We start from the raw sequence: 18,426 nt of genomic DNA on the forward strand, positions 1-18,426 counted from the left end.
TACAATAAAAAAGACGACTATTTAGCCGCCTCTTTACTCTTTTTTAATGCTTCTCTCGTTTTTTCAATTTGACTTGTTGGACTTAATTCTTTTTCTACGTTTTTAACTAGTATTGTAGCTTCTTCTAAAACTTTTTTAATTGATTCTACTTTTTTGTCAGAAACTTCTCCTTTCATTTTATCCACACTTTTTTCCATGTTTCCTAACTCTTTTTTCACTTTACCTTTATCCGGAGAAGTTAGGCTCGCCTCTTCTAATAGTTTGTCAGTAGAATGATAAAAGCTCTCAAGATCTTTGTTTGCCGAAGAACATCCGACAATTAACAACATACTAAATAGTGTTAAAAATATTTTTTTCATAATTTTCCCTCCATGCGGATGCTATTTTACAATAAATTCTTATCACCGGTCAACTTCTCTTTTGAAAAAAGTACGAGCATAGGATAATTCGATTAGACAAAAGAGAATAACCATACAAGGTAATCACCCCTAAAACATGAACCCACATTCTTTCAGAAGGCTTTTTAAGAAAATAGTGGTAAAGAACAGATTCGTCGGATAGATGCGTAATATAGTCGGACTCTAACTGAAAGAGAAGACGCAAACACCTTGATATTTGTTTCACTTTAAATTAAAATGAATTCCAGACAATAAAGGTCTTTAATATATTTATAAAGGAGGACAGTAATGAAATATTCAAAAGCCACAAATTATGCTTTACACACAATGGTATATTTAACACTAACACCAAAAGGAAAATCGACTGGAGTAGAACAGTTAGCTAAAATTCAGAATCTCTCACCAACATACCTTTCTAAAATTTTAACAAAACTTGTTAAAGCAGGACTAATTGAATCAAATCCTGGTGTTAATGGTGGATATAGTATAGTAAGACGGTCTCATAATATTTCATTTTTAGATGTCATTCATGCTATTGAAGGTCAAACAACTTTATTCAGTTGTTCACTGGAACATGAAAAATTATTTAGAAATGACGATTGTTTAATTGAGAATGTAATGATTGATGCAGAAAATAAGATGAAAGATGAACTAAACAAAAAATATATTATTGATATTGCAAAACAAATCCAATCAAAAAAGAAAAATAATTGTGATTGTTAATCAATCTAATTATTTTTTTACACCAATTACAGACATTGAGAGTCTGTAATATATTTAATTCAAAGGAGCATAATTTATATGAAAAAGAAAGAGTGCAATTCTAAAGAAACGAAATGCCTAGCAAAAAAAATGGAATTCCTTGATAATCCTGAAAGAAGAGGAGATATACCTCCAGAAAAGCTACTAAACATGCTTCCCATTAAGAAAGCTAATAGTATGTTAGATTTAGGTGCAGGTACTGGGTATATTACAATCCCTGCTGCTAAAATCGTGGAGGGAGTCGTTTATGCATTAGATATAGATTCTAATATATTAGAAGTTATAAATTCCAAAGCAAAAGCAGAAAATATTACAAATATCAAACCTCTTAAAGGGAGTATTGATGATATTCCGCTATCCGAAAGTTCAATTGACTTTGCACTAGCTTCATTAGTTCTACATGAGGTTAAGCAGCTATCTCATTCATTACAGCAAATTAAACAAGTACTGAAAGATGATGGATATTTCGTATGTATTGACTTTGAAAAGAAAAATAACCCTACCGATAACCACCCTAGAATTGCCTCTTCGGTTATGGAACAAGAAATAACGAATGCAGGATTGAAGGTAATACAGAAATTACATCCAACAGATGCTATATATATTATCATTGCGAAAAAATAATATGACAGGTTGGATTTGGTGTTTTTTTATTTTCCTAAAAACTAAAAAGACCACCTATAAAATAGTGAGTGGTCTCGCAACCTCTAAACAGATAGGAAATTCCGGTTAAACTTTTTCAAAACGGTGTAATTTTGGTTTCTTATCAAGACCTAAATCGTAAAAAGTCATAAAAAATAAAGAGCAATACATATTAGTCATGTATAATATGTATTGCTTTTTTAATTGTTGAAGAAACAACAAATTCCATACTATGGTTTAATATATTCTCCCGTTTTTACATTAAATCCGGCAGCTTTCATCTTTGTCTGATCGCTATTCCAACCTATTACTAACATTAGGGGAATATTTGTCTCTGTGTTTTTTCTAATCATAAAATTAAACCCTTTTGCCCAATCTTTACCTGGATAAATACTGTCCATTTTTAGTGCTTTTTTTAGTAATTCAGGCGAATCGTACTTAATATCTTCCAACTTTATAAACTCTTTTTTTGGATAAGGAGAATCCTCTTCCCTACCTACATCCTTCGCTTCAACAATGTCCCCCTCATGGATAGTGACTAAAAATATTTTATTCGTATCTGGTACCCCAAAATCAATATTCCAATAATTTCTTTTGCCATTGCTCCCAATTGACTTACCGGGCTTATCTAAGTCTATATTAACTCCCTGTAATAATTGAGCATTTTTATTCCATTCCAAAGCAGATGGATATGCTAATTCAATTGCTTGTATTACTGATAACTCTTGGTTTTTAACAACTTCTAATGTATCGTCAGTTAATTGTAAAGAACGCGCAGATACCTTCTCAACTGTACCAATAGAAATTAACAAAACCAATACTACAAAAACGATTTTTTTCATTTTCTCAAACCCTTTTTATAGTACATTCTTTCCTAACTTTGTCCAATTATCCTGCCAGCTACTTTAAGTTCAGAATTTTACAATCCTTTCTAAATTTCAACCTATAAATCCAATTTTTTTAAAGCATTGCTCAACAATCTGCTCCGATTGTTGAACAATGAAATACTCTACTAAATAGATCTTTTTATCAAACTTTTTTATAAATGATCGAACTTTATTTTAAATCAACAAAAATAAATCATTTCAAATTCATACTTAAGATGTAAAATATAACCATAATTAGAAAGGATATGCTACTTACCATAAAATAAATTGAAACAACATCTGTAAATGGATTGGCTCCATAATGAGTATATAAATCATGATACAATCATACATTCCAGTTAAAATAAAATAGATAAGCGTTATGCTCACATTTACATACCATGTCCACATTTTTTCATCATTTTTATATATTGCAACTAACGCAAACACGAATGATACGAAAAGAATGATCATCTGTAAAAGGTCTAATAGAATAGAAATTTTAATTTCTTTTGGTCCCCCACCGCCAGCAGCATAATTGTAAGTACTATACTTAAACACCATAATCCAACATAGTGGAAAAAGAATATTTGCTCCAATTGCAATCACATTGTATTTCTTCTCTAATAATTTCAATGTTTGTCCCCTGCTTCATACTTTCAAATACTTCAATAGCCTTATTATATAGTATTAAAATAATATGATTATGTTTTTGGGGGATCTAATAGATATTATTATAAAAAATGTAATATTTTTCTACAGAATAAGCTTCCTTACTGTATACAAAAAAACGAGTGCTTTGAAGAAATACACTCGTCCAAAAGATTTTACCAATCTCGGCATTTATCGCAATTACAATCATGTCTACGCTTACGACGGCATTCGTCACAATCACAATCATGTCTACGTTTATGGCGGCATTCATCACAATCTCTATCATGTCTGCATCTGCAACGATGGTCATCACAATCTCTATGTCTGCGTCTGCAAAACATTAAGTCATCCCAAAACCTAGCACAATCTCGAGAGTGTTTGAAGCAACAATCATCTCTCATCAATATGATTACCTCCTCTCAACCAAAGGATTCATCATATTCTATGTTTAAGAACAAAAACAGCTTGTTTATTAGTCTACATTTCCATGTTTAATAAAAAGCACAGCACCCGCAAGCCACATCTTATCTAATCAATGTGTCTTGCGGGCGTTAAAAAGCATTTCTTTATATTCTCTCACTTCATTTTCTCATATATCTTAATAACCGTTTCTACTAAAATAATAAACACCCAAATTGCACAAAAGATTAATACAGATTGAAAGATTGCGCCTAATGCGATAAATCCCGTAGCTGCTCCCGCTCCTTGCACAGTTATAGATGTTTGAAACCCATTACTAGATCCATTTATAAGGGAAACCGTAAATACAGAAGCAAGAATTGATACTACTAAATAGATAACACTCATTACTTTTAATATTTTTATAGAAAGATATGAGGGTTCCTCTTTTGGCATTTCAAATTCCCCATTATCTATCCCTTTTTGTAAACAGTCTTCACATAAAAATTCATCTTGAACTTTTTTACCACCATGCATTGATCCAGTTATCTCTTTACAGCGCGAGCATTTTCGATTAATCATACTTGTTGCCCCCTATGTATGTCATTTATACTTACTAAATTCTCTTTTTTTACTTTTTATCCTTTAATTTCCAAGTATTTTCTCACGATATATAATTATTATGATATGGAGGCTTTCACTATGAAAATACAACCCACTTTTGGTTCTAAAAAGGAGAATCAAGACTATATATTACGCCCTAGTTGTTATGCTGTTATCTTTAACGAGCATTATACGAAAATAGCAATTATTAAAAAAGGACCTCGATATTTTTTACCTGGAGGTGGCATGGAGAATAGCGAAACAACAGAATTATGTTTACACCGTGAACTTGCAGAAGAGCTAGGATGGCATATTGAAATTCAGCACTATATCGGCAATGCTAAGCAATACTTTTATGCTGAAAATGAACATACATACTATATAAACGACGGTTATTTTTACATTTGCAAAAAGTTAGAAACAGAAAATACTACTTCTGAACAAGACCATATTTTACAGTGGCTCCCCCCTTCTCAAGCACAAAAATTACTCGTGCACGAACATCAACAATGGGCAGTAAAACAGGCCCTATCGTTATAAAAACAAAAATGACCCTTTCCGTAGAAAGAGGTCATTTTCACTAACTCACTTTTTTCAAATCGAAAGCTGGTTTTTTTACAGCTCCTTTTTTCACAACATATAAACCAATAAATATAACGAACCCGCCGGTTAACTGCATCATATTCATTTTTTCCCCAATTGTGAATGCGGCAAAAATAACTGCAAATAATGGAACGAGATACATATAGACCATTACTTTTGTAGAACCAAGTTTGCTGATGCCAACATACCACATCGCTAGCCCAAAAACTGTCGCAAATACAATGGAGTATCCTAATGAGCCCCAGCTTAATACATCTGCTGGCCACGTTAATGTATTCACGTTGAATAAACAATATATAACTAACGGTACAATTCCGATTAGTGTAGACCAAGAAGTTACGCGCATCGCTGAATATTTTGTAATGAGCGGCTGTGCCAAAATTGGATACCAGCCCCACGCAATCGCAGCAACTAATCCAATTACGTTTCCTAACCAAGCGTGCTCATATGTAGATTGATTCGTATGTCCAGTTAATAGTACAAGCGCCGCCCCGCTAAATGATAATAAAGAACCGATTTGAATTTTCATCGAAAAACGCTCTTGTTTATGCATTACCGCTAAAATCCCTGTAAAAATAGGTGACATGGCAATTAATAACGAAGCATTCGTTGCTGAAGTGTACTTTACAGATAACATAAATAATGTTTGGTACAGCGCCGTACCAACTATCCCAACGGCTAATAACCGTAGCCAGTCTTTTCTCTCAATACGTAACGACCGTTCCATAAAATATGTAATAAGCAATAATACCGGTGATGCTACTAAAAATCGTAAACTATTAAATTGAATGGATGACATATATGCCACTCCATACTTCCCAATTGTATAATTTGCTCCCCACACTAATGCAACTGATACTAGGAGCCATTCCATTTGCCATCGTTTCATCCGAATCTCCCCTTCCACTACTTAGCATAGTAAAATTGGCTGGATACTACACCGTCCAATTGGCTGTTTTTTCACCCAGCCAATTTGCTATAATGAAACTAGCTAAAACATTAAGGGGTCGTTATATATGGAATGGCAGTTAGATACAGAAAGTAAAATCCCAATATACCAACAAGTTGTCGACTATATTGAAAGACGAATTATGTATGGAGAGCTTCCTCCTGGTAGCTTCCTTCCTTCAGAACGAAAACTAGCAATCCAACTCAATGTGAATCGCAGTACTGTAACAACTGCTTATAATGAACTTCGCGCTATGGGAATCGTCGAAAGTACAACCGGAAGAGGCACACGTGTCAGTACACATATGTGGGGCGTTTCTCCAACATTCACGCCCAACTGGAGAGGTTTCGTAGAAGGTGGTACATTTTTACCAAATTTGCCACTGCTTCGTCATATTCGCGAACAAGTACAGCAAAATGAAACGATCATTGACTTTGCAAATGGAGAACTTGGCTGTAACTTGTTCCCCCATGAGCAATTGCAAGAAATTTTACATAAACAACCTTTAACGCAATCACTTAGCTATGATCACCCACAAGGGTATCTTCCATTACGACAAGCGGCAGTGAAATATATGAAAGATCACCTAAAAATTGAAGCGACCGAACAGTCGATTATGATTACTTCTGGAGCACAACAAGCGCTTCATCTTATCGTTCAATGTTTATTAAACCCAGGTGATGCAGTTGCATTTGAAAGCCCATCACATTGTTACTCATTACCGCTTTTCCAATCTGCAGGTATTCGTATTTTCCCGTTGCCTGTTGATGAACATGGCATTGACCCAGAAGATGTACAAGAACTATACCGAAAACATCGTATTAAAATGATTTTTTTAAATCCAAATTTCCAAAACCCAACAGGTACGATGCTTCATCCAAAGCGGAGAAAGAAATTGTTATCACTCTGTGCAGACTTGCGAATTCCAATCGTTGAGGATGACCCTTCCAGCTTATTAACATTGGAAAATAAACAACCTTGCCCGACTTTGAAATCGATTGATGAGAACGGCACTGTCATTTATGTTCATTCGTTATCGAAAATGATTGCGCCTGGACTTCGAATCGGCTGGCTTGTTGCTCCGCAGTCAGTCATAGAAAGATTATCAGATGCACGGCATCAAATGGAGCTAGGAATGAGTATTTTTCCGCAGTGGCTTATGCAGCAATTTTTTGAAACTGTTCCTTTCGATATACATATGGATCAATTACGAAGGCAGCTCATACAAAAAAGGGACACTCTTGTCGATTCCTTAAACTACTATCTTCAAGATCATATTTCTTTTTCAAATCCAAATGGCGGGATTTACATATGGGGGAAATTAAAAGAACCTATTAACGAAAAGCAGCTTATTATGCAAAGCTTAAAACAGCAAGTAGCCTTTATGCCTGGCAGTATTTTTGGTGCGAAAGATGGTTATATTCGCCTGTCGTATGGGAAAGTAGATATGGATCAAATAGATGAGGGGATTTCGCGTTTACATGCAGCTATGACAAATTGTCTAAAATAAAATGAACATAAAACAGGTGCAAGAAAGCTTCCTTGCACCTGTTTATTTCAAACTTACTGACCCCATATTCTCTTAAAAGACTTCGTATATATAATTGCAATTATGGCTTGTGCAATGATAAATAGTGATCCCGTTATTGTTTTTATATTATGATCCAATACCCCTATTACTCCAAGCGTTAAGCCGATTAAGATAAAAAATATACTGAGAGGCGGTGTGATTTTCATTAGTATTTTAAAGGTTTTATTCATAAAATAGCCCCCTATGCTTTTTGTTTATCAGAAAATTCTATGTATATATTCATTATACATTATGCATAGGAAGAAATATACAAATGCATAGTAATCTTCACTTATAATATTTTAATTTTTTAGGATTATCTATTTTTTCAACCCACGATACTTCGCGGTAGTTAGTTCTTGTGCATATTCATCAAGCTCTGGCATGTTGACGTCTTTCGCTAGTTGAATCGCTCGTTCAATATCGTACGGAACACGGACAAGTTGAATGGAAAAACTCCCTGCTTCTTTTTGATTATACAGCCCTTCAAAAATCAAATAAGAAGCTTGTGTAATCTCAAGTGGATTCCCTACACTTCCTGCGTTACATAACGTTTTCCCTCTAAAATTTTGAACAAACGCTTGATGAACATCTCCATAACAAACGACATCTGGTGTTCTTTCAGCCTCGATGTTTTCAGTAAGGTTACTATTTTCAAACATGCTTACGCGTTCTTCTCCTGATGCATACGGTTGAATTCTTTCATACAAACTTCGAGGCGAAGCATGAAACATTCGAATGAATTTCCCGCTCATCATAAACTCAATTGAAAATGGTAGTTCTCTTAAATAGTTCTCATGTTCTTCTGTAAGCTGCTTTTGATGCCACTTTAGCGTCTCAAATTCAGTTGGTTTTGTGATAAAGTCATCCCAATTTCCCATCACAACTTGCTCGCATTCTTTGCGAACGATATCAATGACATCGCTAGACTGTGGTCCTTTCCCTACTAAGTCACCTAAACAAAAAATCCGCTCTATTCCTCTTAATTTTATATCTTCAAGCACTGCCTCTAGCGCAGGAATATTACCGTGAATATCTGAAATAACTGCTATTTTATCCATATGTACACCTCCTGTTATTCTATATTTATTATATCTTTATGAAAAGATTTATACCAATTTGGGATATAAGCTGTAAAGCCATTATGTTCTTCTACAATTCTTCTTAATCTTATTTCCATTTCCTCTACTAAGTTAGGTGTGATTCGGTGTGTCCACACAATATCTGCGGGAAAAATCATCGCTGCGTACAATGCATATAACTTCCAAAAATGAAGAGGCGGTTCACCATCGCAATATCCGTGGATTTGGCCAACAGCAAATGATACGCTCGTATCTACTGTAAACAAGGGTACCTTGTAAAAATCATGAATCGGATCCCCAAAATCAAATCTTGCAAAGTCAATAACAGCACGAAACTCATTACGATGAAGCATAAGATTGGCTGGATGAAAATCGTCATGTAAAAAGACAACCGGACGGTCTTGTAATAAATGTTTATGATTTTCTACAAAGGTTAACACTCGCTGTATATCCATAAAATCAGTCTCATATTCTTCTAATGCTTGCAAGTATCTCTCATATTTATTCCAACGTAACGTTTCCCAAGATTCTTCTACACTCTTTACCTTTACACTATGAATTGTCTTTAATACTTGTCCTGCTCTTTTTCCAGCTATGTATTGCTCTTTCTCAGTTAACTTCCCAAGTATGTCTTCCCCATCTTCTCCATCAATCCATTCAAACACTTGTACACATTGGTTGCATGAATCAAGATTTACAAAATGAAGTAGTTTAGGCATTGGCACCTCTAATAATTCCAAACGACGCATATATTCATATTCTTCCTGTTTACGTTCACGAGCTACACGATCGCACACTTTTATAAAATAACGCTCACGGTTTTCTAGTTCAATTTTATACTTTTGATCTGGCGAAAACCCCTTTGAAATAACGGTACACTTTACGATGTGAGGCCAATTCAATCGTTTTTCTAATTCAGTTAACACTTCCTGCACGTCGATTCCTCCGGTTAATAGATGTATACACTACCTAACACTTGTTTTTGACTCTTCTGATGATTCGCTCCTTGTAATTCCACTGCAAAAGGATATTCCCCATGTTTGGCTAACCGTTCTTGTACAAACCCTTCACCAATTGGCTCACAAAATTGAATCATTACATTTTTAAGTACAATATTTTGACAACGTGCATTCCAATCTTTACGAGTTTTTAGTGAAGTTACTTGTACCTCAAGGATTTCTTTCCATCTTCCTACTGTTTCACGTACATTTTTCACAGCATAGTATATGGTTTGTATTTCTGTTACATCATTGCGATGCGGGGCAATGACACCTACTTCTTGTAAATCTCTCCTTCTATCCTCATCAACTTCTTCCCACTGTATAAAGAAAGGTAATTTCGGACCATTTTCTTCCTGCTCCACAAATAACATTTTCCATTCGATCAGATGACCGTCGTTTCTCATTCGCTTTCCTTCGAATGGTCCTTTCACTTGCAAGCCTTTTTCTACAAGTTTTGTAGCTAATTCTTCAATACGATTTGTACGAAGAGCAATTTGGAGCATTCCTTCTCCGTTTTGTAATCTCTCTACAGTCTCCAAAACGAGTGGATTATCCGCTTGTTTTGCTTTCTCCTCATTCCTAACTGCTAAAAATTCAATATACGATAAATCAAAATAACATAAACTATTCCATGTTCCCCAGTTTGTATGTTCTCCGCCTTGCACCGTATGGAATCCAAGTTCCTTCATTTGTTCTTCCGCTTCTTTTGGCGCGCATCTCACAATATGAACAAGATGATCAAATGCTAACATGATTTCTTCCCCCTTTTTATTATATAACCGTTCTGTTATTTCAATCAATTCAAAAAACTTTTAAAACCTAGTTGATTTATCAGATTAATATGCATTATAATAATAAAAAATTAACACGAAGCTGATTGGAAAAACCAAAGGCTCTTTTCTCACTCGAGAAAAGAGCCTTTTTTCATTCATGATTACAGGGGGATTTTATATGCAAAAATTAATTGTCTTTGCTATTATTGGTTTTTTTGCTCAATTGATTGATGGAGCACTTGGAATGGCGTACGGCGTAACGTCTTCCTCATTATTATTAATGTTCGGAATTGCACCAGCAGTCGCTTCCGCTTCCGTTCATTTAGCAGAAGTTGTGACAACCGCAGCTTCTGGTGTATCTCACATTCGATTTGGAAACGTTGATAAGTACACTGTTTCCCGGCTTACACTACCTGGTGCAATTGGAGCTTTTGTTGGCGCATGCTTTTTAAGTAACTTACCTGGTGACTTAATTAAACCGTACATTTCACTCTTTTTATTTACGTTAGGCGTCTATATTTTATTGCGATTTATTATTCAAAAACAGATTGTGAAATCAAATAAACGTATGTCTAGTAAACAACTTATACCACTTGGATTATTCGCCGGATTTGTTGATTCAACTGGTGGAGGCGGCTGGGGGCCGATTACAACACCAGTACTTCTTGCACGAGGAAATGAAGCGCGAAAAGTGATCGGCTCCGTTGATACAAGTGAGTTTCCAGTATCTTTAGCCGCAACAATTGGATTTTTCATCTCCTTAGGGTGGGAGCAAGTTAGTTGGGTTTGGGTATTCGCTCTTATGTTAGGTGGCATTTTGGCAGCCCCACTCGCTGCGTGGTTAGTACGAATTGTCCCTTCTCATTTACTTGGCGTACTCGTTGGCGGACTCATTATTTTTACAAATATCCGGACACTGCTTACATCATTTAAAGTAGATCCAACCATTATTAACCTTTCCTATGTTGCAGTTGGTCTTGTCGTTATTATTGCTCTTTTCATTTCAGTTCGAAAGCATTCTCCATCTACAAAACAAAATGTTGGTTATACGACTGGACAAAAACGGGTTTTGCCATAAACGAAAAATAGTAAGGTAAGCAAATGATGTATTTGCTTACTTTTTTTATTTCTTTTCGAAATAAAATTCGCCATAACCTGTGTCGAATTTTATTTTTCAGAATTTTCTTTTAATTTTAAAGGATTTTCCCTATCTTTTTGCGAAACATTTGTATAACAATTTTTTCTTCATTTTTTACATATCTAAGTAGGTTGGTTCGGGCGGAGTTTTGAAAACGTTTCCTATACAATAACCGATTATTTGTGATATTTTCCTACAAAAATTCCTTGCAATATTTTCAGAAACTAATTACAATTGCCATATATCAAAAATCATAGCAATAAATAAATCCTCATCAATCCGATGAGGTAGAGGTTGCGGCATTTATGAGTAAAACGGATGAGACACAGAGAATGTCAATGAATCTGTTTAAAAGGAAATGCTGCCGAAGTTTATATTTCTTCTCTGGAAGTATGAGCTGGGGCTGTCTCCGAATAGGAACAGAACTGTCACGTTTACAAAGTACCGTTGTAAACGTGGGGTGCTATCTTAACGGAAGGGTATGATGGGGTGGTTATTTGTGAAACGTTCCGCCAAATTCCTTTGGCGGTTTTTTGTATTTTTCTCCCCCGCTCCTTCCTAATCTTACAAGAAAAGGAGTGTTGAACATGAATAGCATAGCTGATCAAGCTACCTCTACAAAACAATCTACACAAGGACAAGGTGAACTAAAGCGCGGGTTAAAATCTCGCCACCTTACAATGATTTCTCTCGGAGGTACAATTGGTACCGGACTCTTTCTTGCTAGTGGCGGCGTCATTCACACAGCAGGACCTGGCGGCGCTCTCGTAGCATACGCAGCAATCGGAATTATGGTTTACTTTTTAATGACAAGCTTAGCAGAACTAGCAGCGTATATGCCTGTTACCGGCTCATTTAGCACATACGCGACAAGATTTGTCGATCCATCACTTGGATTTGCACTCGGCTGGAATTATTGGTATAACTGGGCAATTACTGTTGCAGCTGAACTGGCGGCAGTTACATTAATTATGAAATTTTGGTTTCCAAATACTCCTTCTTTAATTTGGAGTGGTCTTTGTTTAGCTATTATATTTCTTTTTAATTATTTATCTGTTAAAGGATTTGGTGAAGCAGAGTATTGGTTCGCTCTTATTAAAGTAGCAACTGTTATTATCTTTTTAATTGTTGGATTTATGATGATTTTCGGCATTATGGGCGGCGAACCTGTTGGATTTAAAAACTTTACTGTTGCGGATGCACCATTTAATGGCGGCATCATGGCAATCATCGGTGTATTTATGGCAGCTGGTTTCTCATTCCAAGGAACTGAATTATTAGGTGTAGCTGCTGGTGAAACGGCTGATCCAGAACGCAGCATTCCAAAAGCAATTCGTTCTATCTTTTGGCGTATTCTACTATTCTACATCTTTGCCATTCTTGTTATCGGTTTATTGATTCCGTATACAACTGAAAGTCTTGCAGCAAGTGATGTAACAGTAAGTCCATTTACACTTGTATTTGAAAAAGCAGGTGTAGCATTTGCAGCTTCTGTTATGAACGCCGTTATTTTAACAGCTGTTTTATCGGCTGGTAACTCTGGGATGTATGCTTGTACTCGTATGCTTTGGGAATTATCACGCCAAGGAAAAGCACCAAAATTTTTAGGTAAACTAAATAGTCGTGGTGTACCCGTTAACGCTTTAATTGCAACATCTCTCGTTGGATGTGCTGCTTTCTTAGCTTCTTTATACGGTGACGGTGCTGTATATGTTTGGCTACTAAACGCTTCTGGAATGTCTGGCTTTATCGCATGGGTAGGTATCGCAATTAGCCACTATCGATTCCGCAAAGCATATATTGCACAAGGAAAAGATTTAAATGATCTTCCTTATAAAGCAAAATGGTTCCCATTTGGTCCAATCTTTGCATTTGCACTTTGTGTAATTGTTATTCTCGGACAAAACTACGGTGCATTTATGGGCGAATCGATCGATTGGAACGGTGTATTCGTTTCTTATATCGGTTTACCTCTCTTCCTTGTATTGTGGTTAGGTTATAAATTTATAAAGAAAACAAAAGTAGTGCCTCTTGATAAATGTGAACTATAAGTGATAAAAGACCAGCAAACATAATGTTTGCTGGTCTTTTAGTGTCTAGTAGGAAATACATCTTTTCTTCTCACAATTTGTCAATTAGTCGATATCCTTTGTCGAATCGCTGATATATTTCATTTTGCGCCGATATATGATGAGCAACAGTCGATATATTTGCAGAATCGCCGATATCATTTCATTTACCATTTTAAGCTCCAACTCGATAAACTCAAGTTTCATACAATTTTTCATAATCCTTCCCTATTTCTCATGTTTTTGCAATAATAGAACAACAAATATAAACAAAGGTTGGGATTCCATGAACATTCGCGTAACAGATGAGGCCAAAGCAATATTACATAAATCAAACGATAAGAATATCATACGTATTAGAGGCACGATGACAAATTCTTGCAGTATATTTGTTGATGTTGATTTAATTTTTGATGAGTATAATTCAAATGAAGTTGTTTATGAAGATGAGCAACTGATTATTCAAATGGATGATTTTACAAAGGACTATATTGGCGATACATTAAAGCTTGATTATAAAACGACTGGTTTTAGTATTACGACTCCTAGTGAGACGCTTGTGTATGGATTGTTGATTAAAAAGTAAAGAGTCCCCCTTGTTTCTTAACCGAAGCAAGGGGGATTCTTCATCTTAGCTAATTTTATCAATATGTTTCTTTGAATTAAAGTTTAATAAAAAGCATCTTATAGACACGCATTGACAGTAAACGAAAAGAATCGATTTTAAAGTTACAGAATCTCTAATTTTAATTTTCTTTTTGTCCTATGCTAAAATCTGTCCTACACTTTTTATTCCACGGTTCCCTTGACCACGAGCCTCTACACCCCCATCGTCAAGGGACTTTCGCGGCATAAATGCATAAGATTTAGTGATTCCTCCAAATAGAAACTACTTTTAGTAGTTTCGAGATCGTAACTGCTGATAGCAGGAAAAATCATTTATGATTGATATAGCTTTGTACGTTGTTTTACTTGATTAAAATAAAATCCTACAAGTTGAAGGCAATCTCCTCTTTTTTCTTAAATTCCGGAAGCCACTCTCCATGTGCCTCTATTAAATCATCACAAAGGGAAACAATATCATCCAATGACAATTCTGCGGCCGTGTGAGGATCTAGCATCGCCGCCTGGTAAATATATTCTCGATTACATGTAATGGCAGCTTCAATGGTTAGCAGCTGCGTATTAATATTAGTACGGTTTAATGCAGCAAGCTGCTCAGGGAGATCTCCAACATACGTTGGAGCTATGCCACTTCGATCCGCTATACACGTAACTTCTACACAGGCTTTTTCAGGTAAGTTGCTAATCAATCTTCCGGTATTTAGTATATTTCCATTAAATTTAAATGGGATATTCGTTTCAATGGCTTCAATGATACGTGAACCATATTCTTTTGAGCGTACATGGTCTAATGCCTTATTATTGACTAATTCCTCCCGCATAGTTTCCCACTTCTTGATTTGCTGTTCACATCGGCGCGGATATTCATCAAGGGGAATATTGTATTTTTCGATTAACTCCGGATATCTAGATTTGATAAAGTACGGATGATACTCGGCGTTATGCTCAGATGATTCGGTCACATAATAGCCAAACTTATCCATCAATTCAAACCTTACCATATCATGATGTTTTGTTTTTTGCTTTTCTCTTGCCCTTCTTTTAATTTCTGGATAGAGATCCTCACCATTTCTTGTTACTTCCAATAGCCATGCCATATGGTTAATTCCTGCAATCTTTTCTTGAACACCTTCAGAATCCATGCCCAATGATTTGAATAGTTCGCTTGTACAACTTTGAACGCTGTGACATAGGCCCACTGTTTTAATTGCTGTGAAACGATTCATCACGCCTGTTAATACCGCCATAGGGTTGGTGTAATTTAGAAAGAGAGCATTAGGGCAAACCTCTTCCATGTCCTTTGCAAAATCTAGCAGCACAGGAATGGTTCGGAGATTACGAAAGATACCACCTATCCCTACCGTGTCAGCAATCGTCTGCCGTAAACCATATTTCTTAGGAATTTCAAAATCAATCACTGTGCTTGGCTTATAACCACCCACTTGAATGGCATTAATGACGTATTTTGCGTCCTTAAGCGCTTCCTTTCGGTCTAAATAGGCTTTGATTTGAATATTTTTATTCAAGCTTTCTTTCAAGTTGGTCAACATATTCTCGGAATCTTTTAACCTTTGCACATCGATGTCATATAGTGCGAATTCAAATTCCTCTAAAGCTGGAACAAGCATACAATCACCAAGAACATTTTTCGCAAATACCGTGCTACCTGCACCTATAAATGTAATTTTCGACATTTTTATCCTCCTCGTGAATCATTTTTATTTATTATTTATAGCAACTAGGATCGGCTTTTTAGAATAAAAATCCGTGAAAAAAATTGTCCCATTGCGGTGTTTCTAAAAACAGCTTGTTCTAGTTGAATACCAGCATTCATTAACATGAAGCCATAATCCGATTTAGGCTTTTCTAAAAATTAGAACTCCAGATTTCTCTATCTCCATCCTATGTAACCCTTTGGATAGATCGGTTTTATGTTTTCGGATTAATCTGCCAGTACAGCTGTATGTCTCAATTGTTATATTGACAAGATCTTTTTCTAAATCTAGGATGAACCCCTCGTTTAAAGTGCCATTTACAATAATAAATTCCTCGGGAATATTGGTACCAGTCTTAATACAAACATCTGCGTAAATGGCGATTAGTCTGGTTGAATCATTCACAGTTTCTACTATCGGGTAAAGTAATTCCGGTGCAGTAGGCTTTAAATCACCATTCAATAATACGTCTTGGTATTTTTTCGAAAACCCTAGCCAAAACTTTGCCATTTCAAAATGATCTTTATTTAATTTTTCAAAACGCATGGAAAATTGCGGTACACCAAAAATAACATTGATTAATTGCAGTGCCGCATTTTCAGTCGTATCTTCTGGACTCCACATAATCATATCGGAATGAACAGCAGTGTTTCCTGATAGCAAGCGTAGATCCATAATACCAACACGGTTTGTAATTGCATCATTCGGGCAATCTCCTACCCTGAAAATATTTCCATATTTCCTCATATAAGGTCCGATATATCTTTGTCTGAATTCAACCATAATGGATGGCTTAATTAATTTTAAACTTTCCATAATATCAGTAAATAGACGATCCACTGCTTCCTGTACGGATTCATAATCCCGTTCTGGATCAAATTGAATTGCTTGGCCCTTCGCTCGATTTAAATCAAATAAATCAATAAAATCAAATTTAAATCCGTCTAGATCCCACTCTTTCAGAGCTTTTTCGTAAGTAGATATCAAATATTCCCTGACTTCTGGGTAACGTGGATCCAAAACTCCTGCCTGGAGATGATCACTGAAATATAAAATTTTACTTTGGAATCGCTCCCATGTCTTTGAATAGATTCCCACAAATGGTACACTATACCACAATAAATATTTCATCCCTAAATCATGTACTCTCTCAACATGTTCTCTCATGCCCACGATTCTTTTAGGAGACACTTCCCAATCTCCACAATAAGCATAACCACGATGATCATCTTCTGTCTGCCAGCCATCGTCAACGATAACAGCTCCACAACCTAACTGTTTCGCAATCTCACATTGTTTCTCGATTTCATCATCAGATATGTCCTGATGGAAGCTATACCATGTCGAATACATAGGAAGCTTCGCAGTTTCTGGAACAAAGGATGGCCCATATCCATCCATTTCCTCATACCACACGGAAATATCTTGGATTGCTTGATAATAAGGAATATCCCTCATATCGACTCGAATCACTCCATCATAGGATGATCGAACTTTGGATGGCTCTGTAAATAATGTGATTTGCGCTTTCATCGTTCCAGTTTCTTCGTGGACGCCCAAATTAAAATTAACAGTATCCATCGCATTGGAATATGCTACAGCCAGCCTGTTTTGTCCTTTTTGATTATAGAAACAGCCAACCGGGGCTAATACTGTTGCTTTAGAAGAAAAACCTCCATCCCAATCCACACCGAAACTTTTACTACGGGAGGATCCTGGATGCCAATATGATTGAATATCAACAATTGGGTGATGCCAAACTAAATTAATTTTTGGGAATTGAATGGATTGTTCTGATCCTATATGGATATGAACAAATAAAACTCCATTTTCTTCTCTTTGATCAATTTTGACTTTGACACTATCTTCATGAATGGCCTCAATGTTTACCTTTTGTGCGATCATAGCCTCTCCTCCTCTTTTCCTTTTTTAGAATATTGAATTATAGAGCTACACCTTTTAAGCGAGCAAAAATATTTTTTGTAAACAATACGATGACTAGTGCAATACCACTACCACCAAACATGAATAATAGACCTGGATATATTAAAAAAAGAAGTGACATCAGAATGAGAGTGATGATGATCATGATCGTTTTTAGCGGATTTGCTATGCCTATTAATGTGGCATATTTAAAATAATGAAATGTTTTTACTTCAAAATGATTAAATGTCTGAATAATATAGAGTAAATTCACTACATAAAATAAAAGCATTGACAAACTCATAAGGGAAAGAACCCTACTTACCAAGGTGTCATACATTTGAAAAAAATAAAGATCCGTCATAAGTATCGAGCCTATTAAAACGATGACAAAACCCATTTTGTTCGATTTTTTAAAATTAGATTGATAGGAATTCCAAAAAGTTGCTACCATTTTTGTATCCTTTTTGTTGATCAAATCCATTATTAATTGGAACATAGCAACAGTCGATGGGAATAATCCAAACACCCCAAAACCAATCAATGTAAATCCAATCCACAATAAATTAAGACATAACAATTTCATAATCCATTCTAATAAATGATAAATCCTTGCGATCACGGCCGACTCCCCCCTTTCTGTCTTCCTTGATCA

Annotated in this window: 20 protein-coding genes and 1 riboswitch; of the genes, 7 read left to right on the top strand and 13 right to left on the bottom strand. The window is 35.7% G+C overall.

Going from position 1 to position 18,426, the window contains the following annotated elements; genetic code table 11:
* Nucleotides 1–17: 17 nt before the first annotated feature.
* Complete coding sequence (locus CN373_RS20030; RefSeq protein WP_000719148.1) at nt 18–359, bottom strand: hypothetical protein; 342 nt, start codon at nt 357–359, stop codon at nt 18–20.
* 327 nt (nt 360–686) lie between these two features.
* Here CN373_RS20030 and CN373_RS20035 point away from each other — a divergent pair, with 327 nt between their 5' ends.
* Both CN373_RS20035 and CN373_RS20040 read left to right on the top strand, forming a co-directional pair.
* On the top strand, nt 687–1,121 hold the full coding sequence (locus CN373_RS20035; RefSeq protein ID WP_000877654.1) for an Rrf2 family transcriptional regulator: 435 nt from the start codon (nt 687–689) through the stop codon (nt 1,119–1,121).
* Nucleotides 1,122–1,199: 78 nt separating this feature from the next.
* Nucleotides 1,200–1,784, top strand: a complete 585-nt coding sequence (locus CN373_RS20040; protein WP_000726012.1) for a class I SAM-dependent methyltransferase — start codon at nt 1,200–1,202, stop codon at nt 1,782–1,784.
* Nucleotides 1,785–2,032: 248 nt separating this feature from the next.
* On the opposite strand, the gene CN373_RS20045 is transcribed toward CN373_RS20040, so the two are convergent.
* From CN373_RS20045 to CN373_RS20060, 4 genes are all read right to left on the bottom strand, one after another.
* Nucleotides 2,033–2,644: a hypothetical protein gene (locus CN373_RS20045; protein WP_098360029.1), complete on the bottom strand. Its 612-nt coding sequence runs from the start codon at nt 2,642–2,644 to the stop codon at nt 2,033–2,035.
* 297 nt (nt 2,645–2,941) lie between these two features.
* A complete protein-coding gene (locus CN373_RS20050; protein ID WP_000770493.1) occupies nt 2,942–3,304 on the bottom strand; it encodes a hypothetical protein in 363 nt (120 codons plus the stop codon).
* Nucleotides 3,305–3,495: 191 nt separating this feature from the next.
* Nucleotides 3,496–3,723 (bottom strand): hypothetical protein, encoded by a 228-nt coding sequence (locus tag CN373_RS25940; protein ID WP_098360030.1) that lies wholly within the window; start codon nt 3,721–3,723, stop codon nt 3,496–3,498.
* A gap of 175 nt (nt 3,724–3,898) precedes the next feature.
* Entirely contained in the window at nt 3,899–4,303 is a 405-nt protein-coding gene (locus CN373_RS20060) for a DUF3980 domain-containing protein (protein ID WP_000610480.1), read from the bottom strand.
* Between the two features lie 120 nt (nt 4,304–4,423).
* On the opposite strand from CN373_RS20060, the gene CN373_RS20065 reads away from it, so the two are divergent.
* Nucleotides 4,424–4,864: an NUDIX hydrolase gene (locus CN373_RS20065; RefSeq protein ID WP_098360031.1), complete on the top strand. Its 441-nt coding sequence runs from the start codon at nt 4,424–4,426 to the stop codon at nt 4,862–4,864.
* Between the two features lie 40 nt (nt 4,865–4,904).
* Here the strand turns inward: CN373_RS20065 and CN373_RS20070 are convergent, their stop codons facing one another.
* Nucleotides 4,905–5,816, bottom strand: coding sequence for a DMT family transporter (locus CN373_RS20070; protein ID WP_000832993.1), 912 nt, complete (start codon nt 5,814–5,816; stop codon nt 4,905–4,907).
* A 127-nt stretch (nt 5,817–5,943) separates the two neighbouring features.
* Between CN373_RS20070 and CN373_RS20075 the strand changes: the two genes are divergently transcribed.
* Nucleotides 5,944–7,386 carry a PLP-dependent aminotransferase family protein gene (locus tag CN373_RS20075; RefSeq protein WP_098360032.1) on the top strand — a complete coding sequence of 481 codons (1,443 nt, stop codon included), beginning with the start codon at nt 5,944–5,946 and terminating at the stop codon, nt 7,384–7,386.
* Nucleotides 7,387–7,439: 53 nt separating this feature from the next.
* On the opposite strand, the gene CN373_RS20080 is transcribed toward CN373_RS20075, so the two are convergent.
* From CN373_RS20080 to CN373_RS20095, 4 genes are all read right to left on the bottom strand, one after another.
* A complete protein-coding gene (locus CN373_RS20080; protein WP_001043971.1) occupies nt 7,440–7,637 on the bottom strand; it encodes a hypothetical protein in 198 nt (65 codons plus the stop codon).
* A gap of 129 nt (nt 7,638–7,766) precedes the next feature.
* Nucleotides 7,767–8,507 (bottom strand): metallophosphoesterase family protein, encoded by a 741-nt coding sequence (locus CN373_RS20085; protein WP_000357621.1) that lies wholly within the window; start codon nt 8,505–8,507, stop codon nt 7,767–7,769.
* Nucleotides 8,508–8,521: 14 nt separating this feature from the next.
* Complete coding sequence (locus CN373_RS20090; protein WP_098360033.1) at nt 8,522–9,463, bottom strand: aminoglycoside phosphotransferase family protein; 942 nt, start codon at nt 9,461–9,463, stop codon at nt 8,522–8,524.
* A 14-nt stretch (nt 9,464–9,477) separates the two neighbouring features.
* Nucleotides 9,478–10,281, bottom strand: coding sequence for a VOC family protein (locus tag CN373_RS20095; protein ID WP_098360034.1), 804 nt, complete (start codon nt 10,279–10,281; stop codon nt 9,478–9,480).
* A 199-nt stretch (nt 10,282–10,480) separates the two neighbouring features.
* Here CN373_RS20095 and CN373_RS20100 point away from each other — a divergent pair, with 199 nt between their 5' ends.
* The 3 genes from CN373_RS20100 (at nt 10,481) to CN373_RS20110 (ending at nt 14,095) form a co-directional block, all read left to right on the top strand.
* Nucleotides 10,481–11,380 (top strand): sulfite exporter TauE/SafE family protein, encoded by a 900-nt coding sequence (locus tag CN373_RS20100; protein WP_098360035.1) that lies wholly within the window; start codon nt 10,481–10,483, stop codon nt 11,378–11,380.
* A 340-nt stretch (nt 11,381–11,720) separates the two neighbouring features.
* Nucleotides 11,721–11,914, top strand: a riboswitch (Lysine riboswitch).
* Nucleotides 11,915–12,027: 113 nt separating this feature from the next.
* Entirely contained in the window at nt 12,028–13,491 is a 1,464-nt protein-coding gene (locus CN373_RS20105; RefSeq protein WP_001084283.1) for an amino acid permease, read from the top strand.
* A gap of 304 nt (nt 13,492–13,795) precedes the next feature.
* Nucleotides 13,796–14,095 (top strand): iron-sulfur cluster biosynthesis family protein, encoded by a 300-nt coding sequence (locus CN373_RS20110; protein ID WP_001026492.1) that lies wholly within the window; start codon nt 13,796–13,798, stop codon nt 14,093–14,095.
* 403 nt (nt 14,096–14,498) lie between these two features.
* Here CN373_RS20110 and CN373_RS20115 read toward each other — a convergent pair whose 3' ends face one another.
* The 3 genes from CN373_RS20115 to CN373_RS20125 all read right to left on the bottom strand — a co-directional run bounded on the left by CN373_RS20115 (nt 14,499) and on the right by CN373_RS20125 (nt 18,393).
* Nucleotides 14,499–15,827: an alpha-glucosidase/alpha-galactosidase gene (locus tag CN373_RS20115; RefSeq protein WP_000036636.1), complete on the bottom strand. Its 1,329-nt coding sequence runs from the start codon at nt 15,825–15,827 to the stop codon at nt 14,499–14,501.
* A 162-nt stretch (nt 15,828–15,989) separates the two neighbouring features.
* A complete protein-coding gene (locus CN373_RS20120) occupies nt 15,990–17,753 on the bottom strand; it encodes a glycoside hydrolase family 36 protein (RefSeq protein ID WP_000561488.1) in 1,764 nt (587 codons plus the stop codon).
* 37 nt (nt 17,754–17,790) lie between these two features.
* On the bottom strand, nt 17,791–18,393 hold the full coding sequence (locus CN373_RS20125; protein ID WP_000561703.1) for a YesL family protein: 603 nt from the start codon (nt 18,391–18,393) through the stop codon (nt 17,791–17,793).
* Between the last annotated feature and the right edge of the window lie 33 nt (nt 18,394–18,426).

It is taken from the genome of Bacillus cereus (assembly GCF_002561295.1).
Taxonomy (GTDB): Bacteria; Bacillota; Bacilli; order Bacillales; family Bacillaceae_G; genus Bacillus_A; species Bacillus_A cereus_S.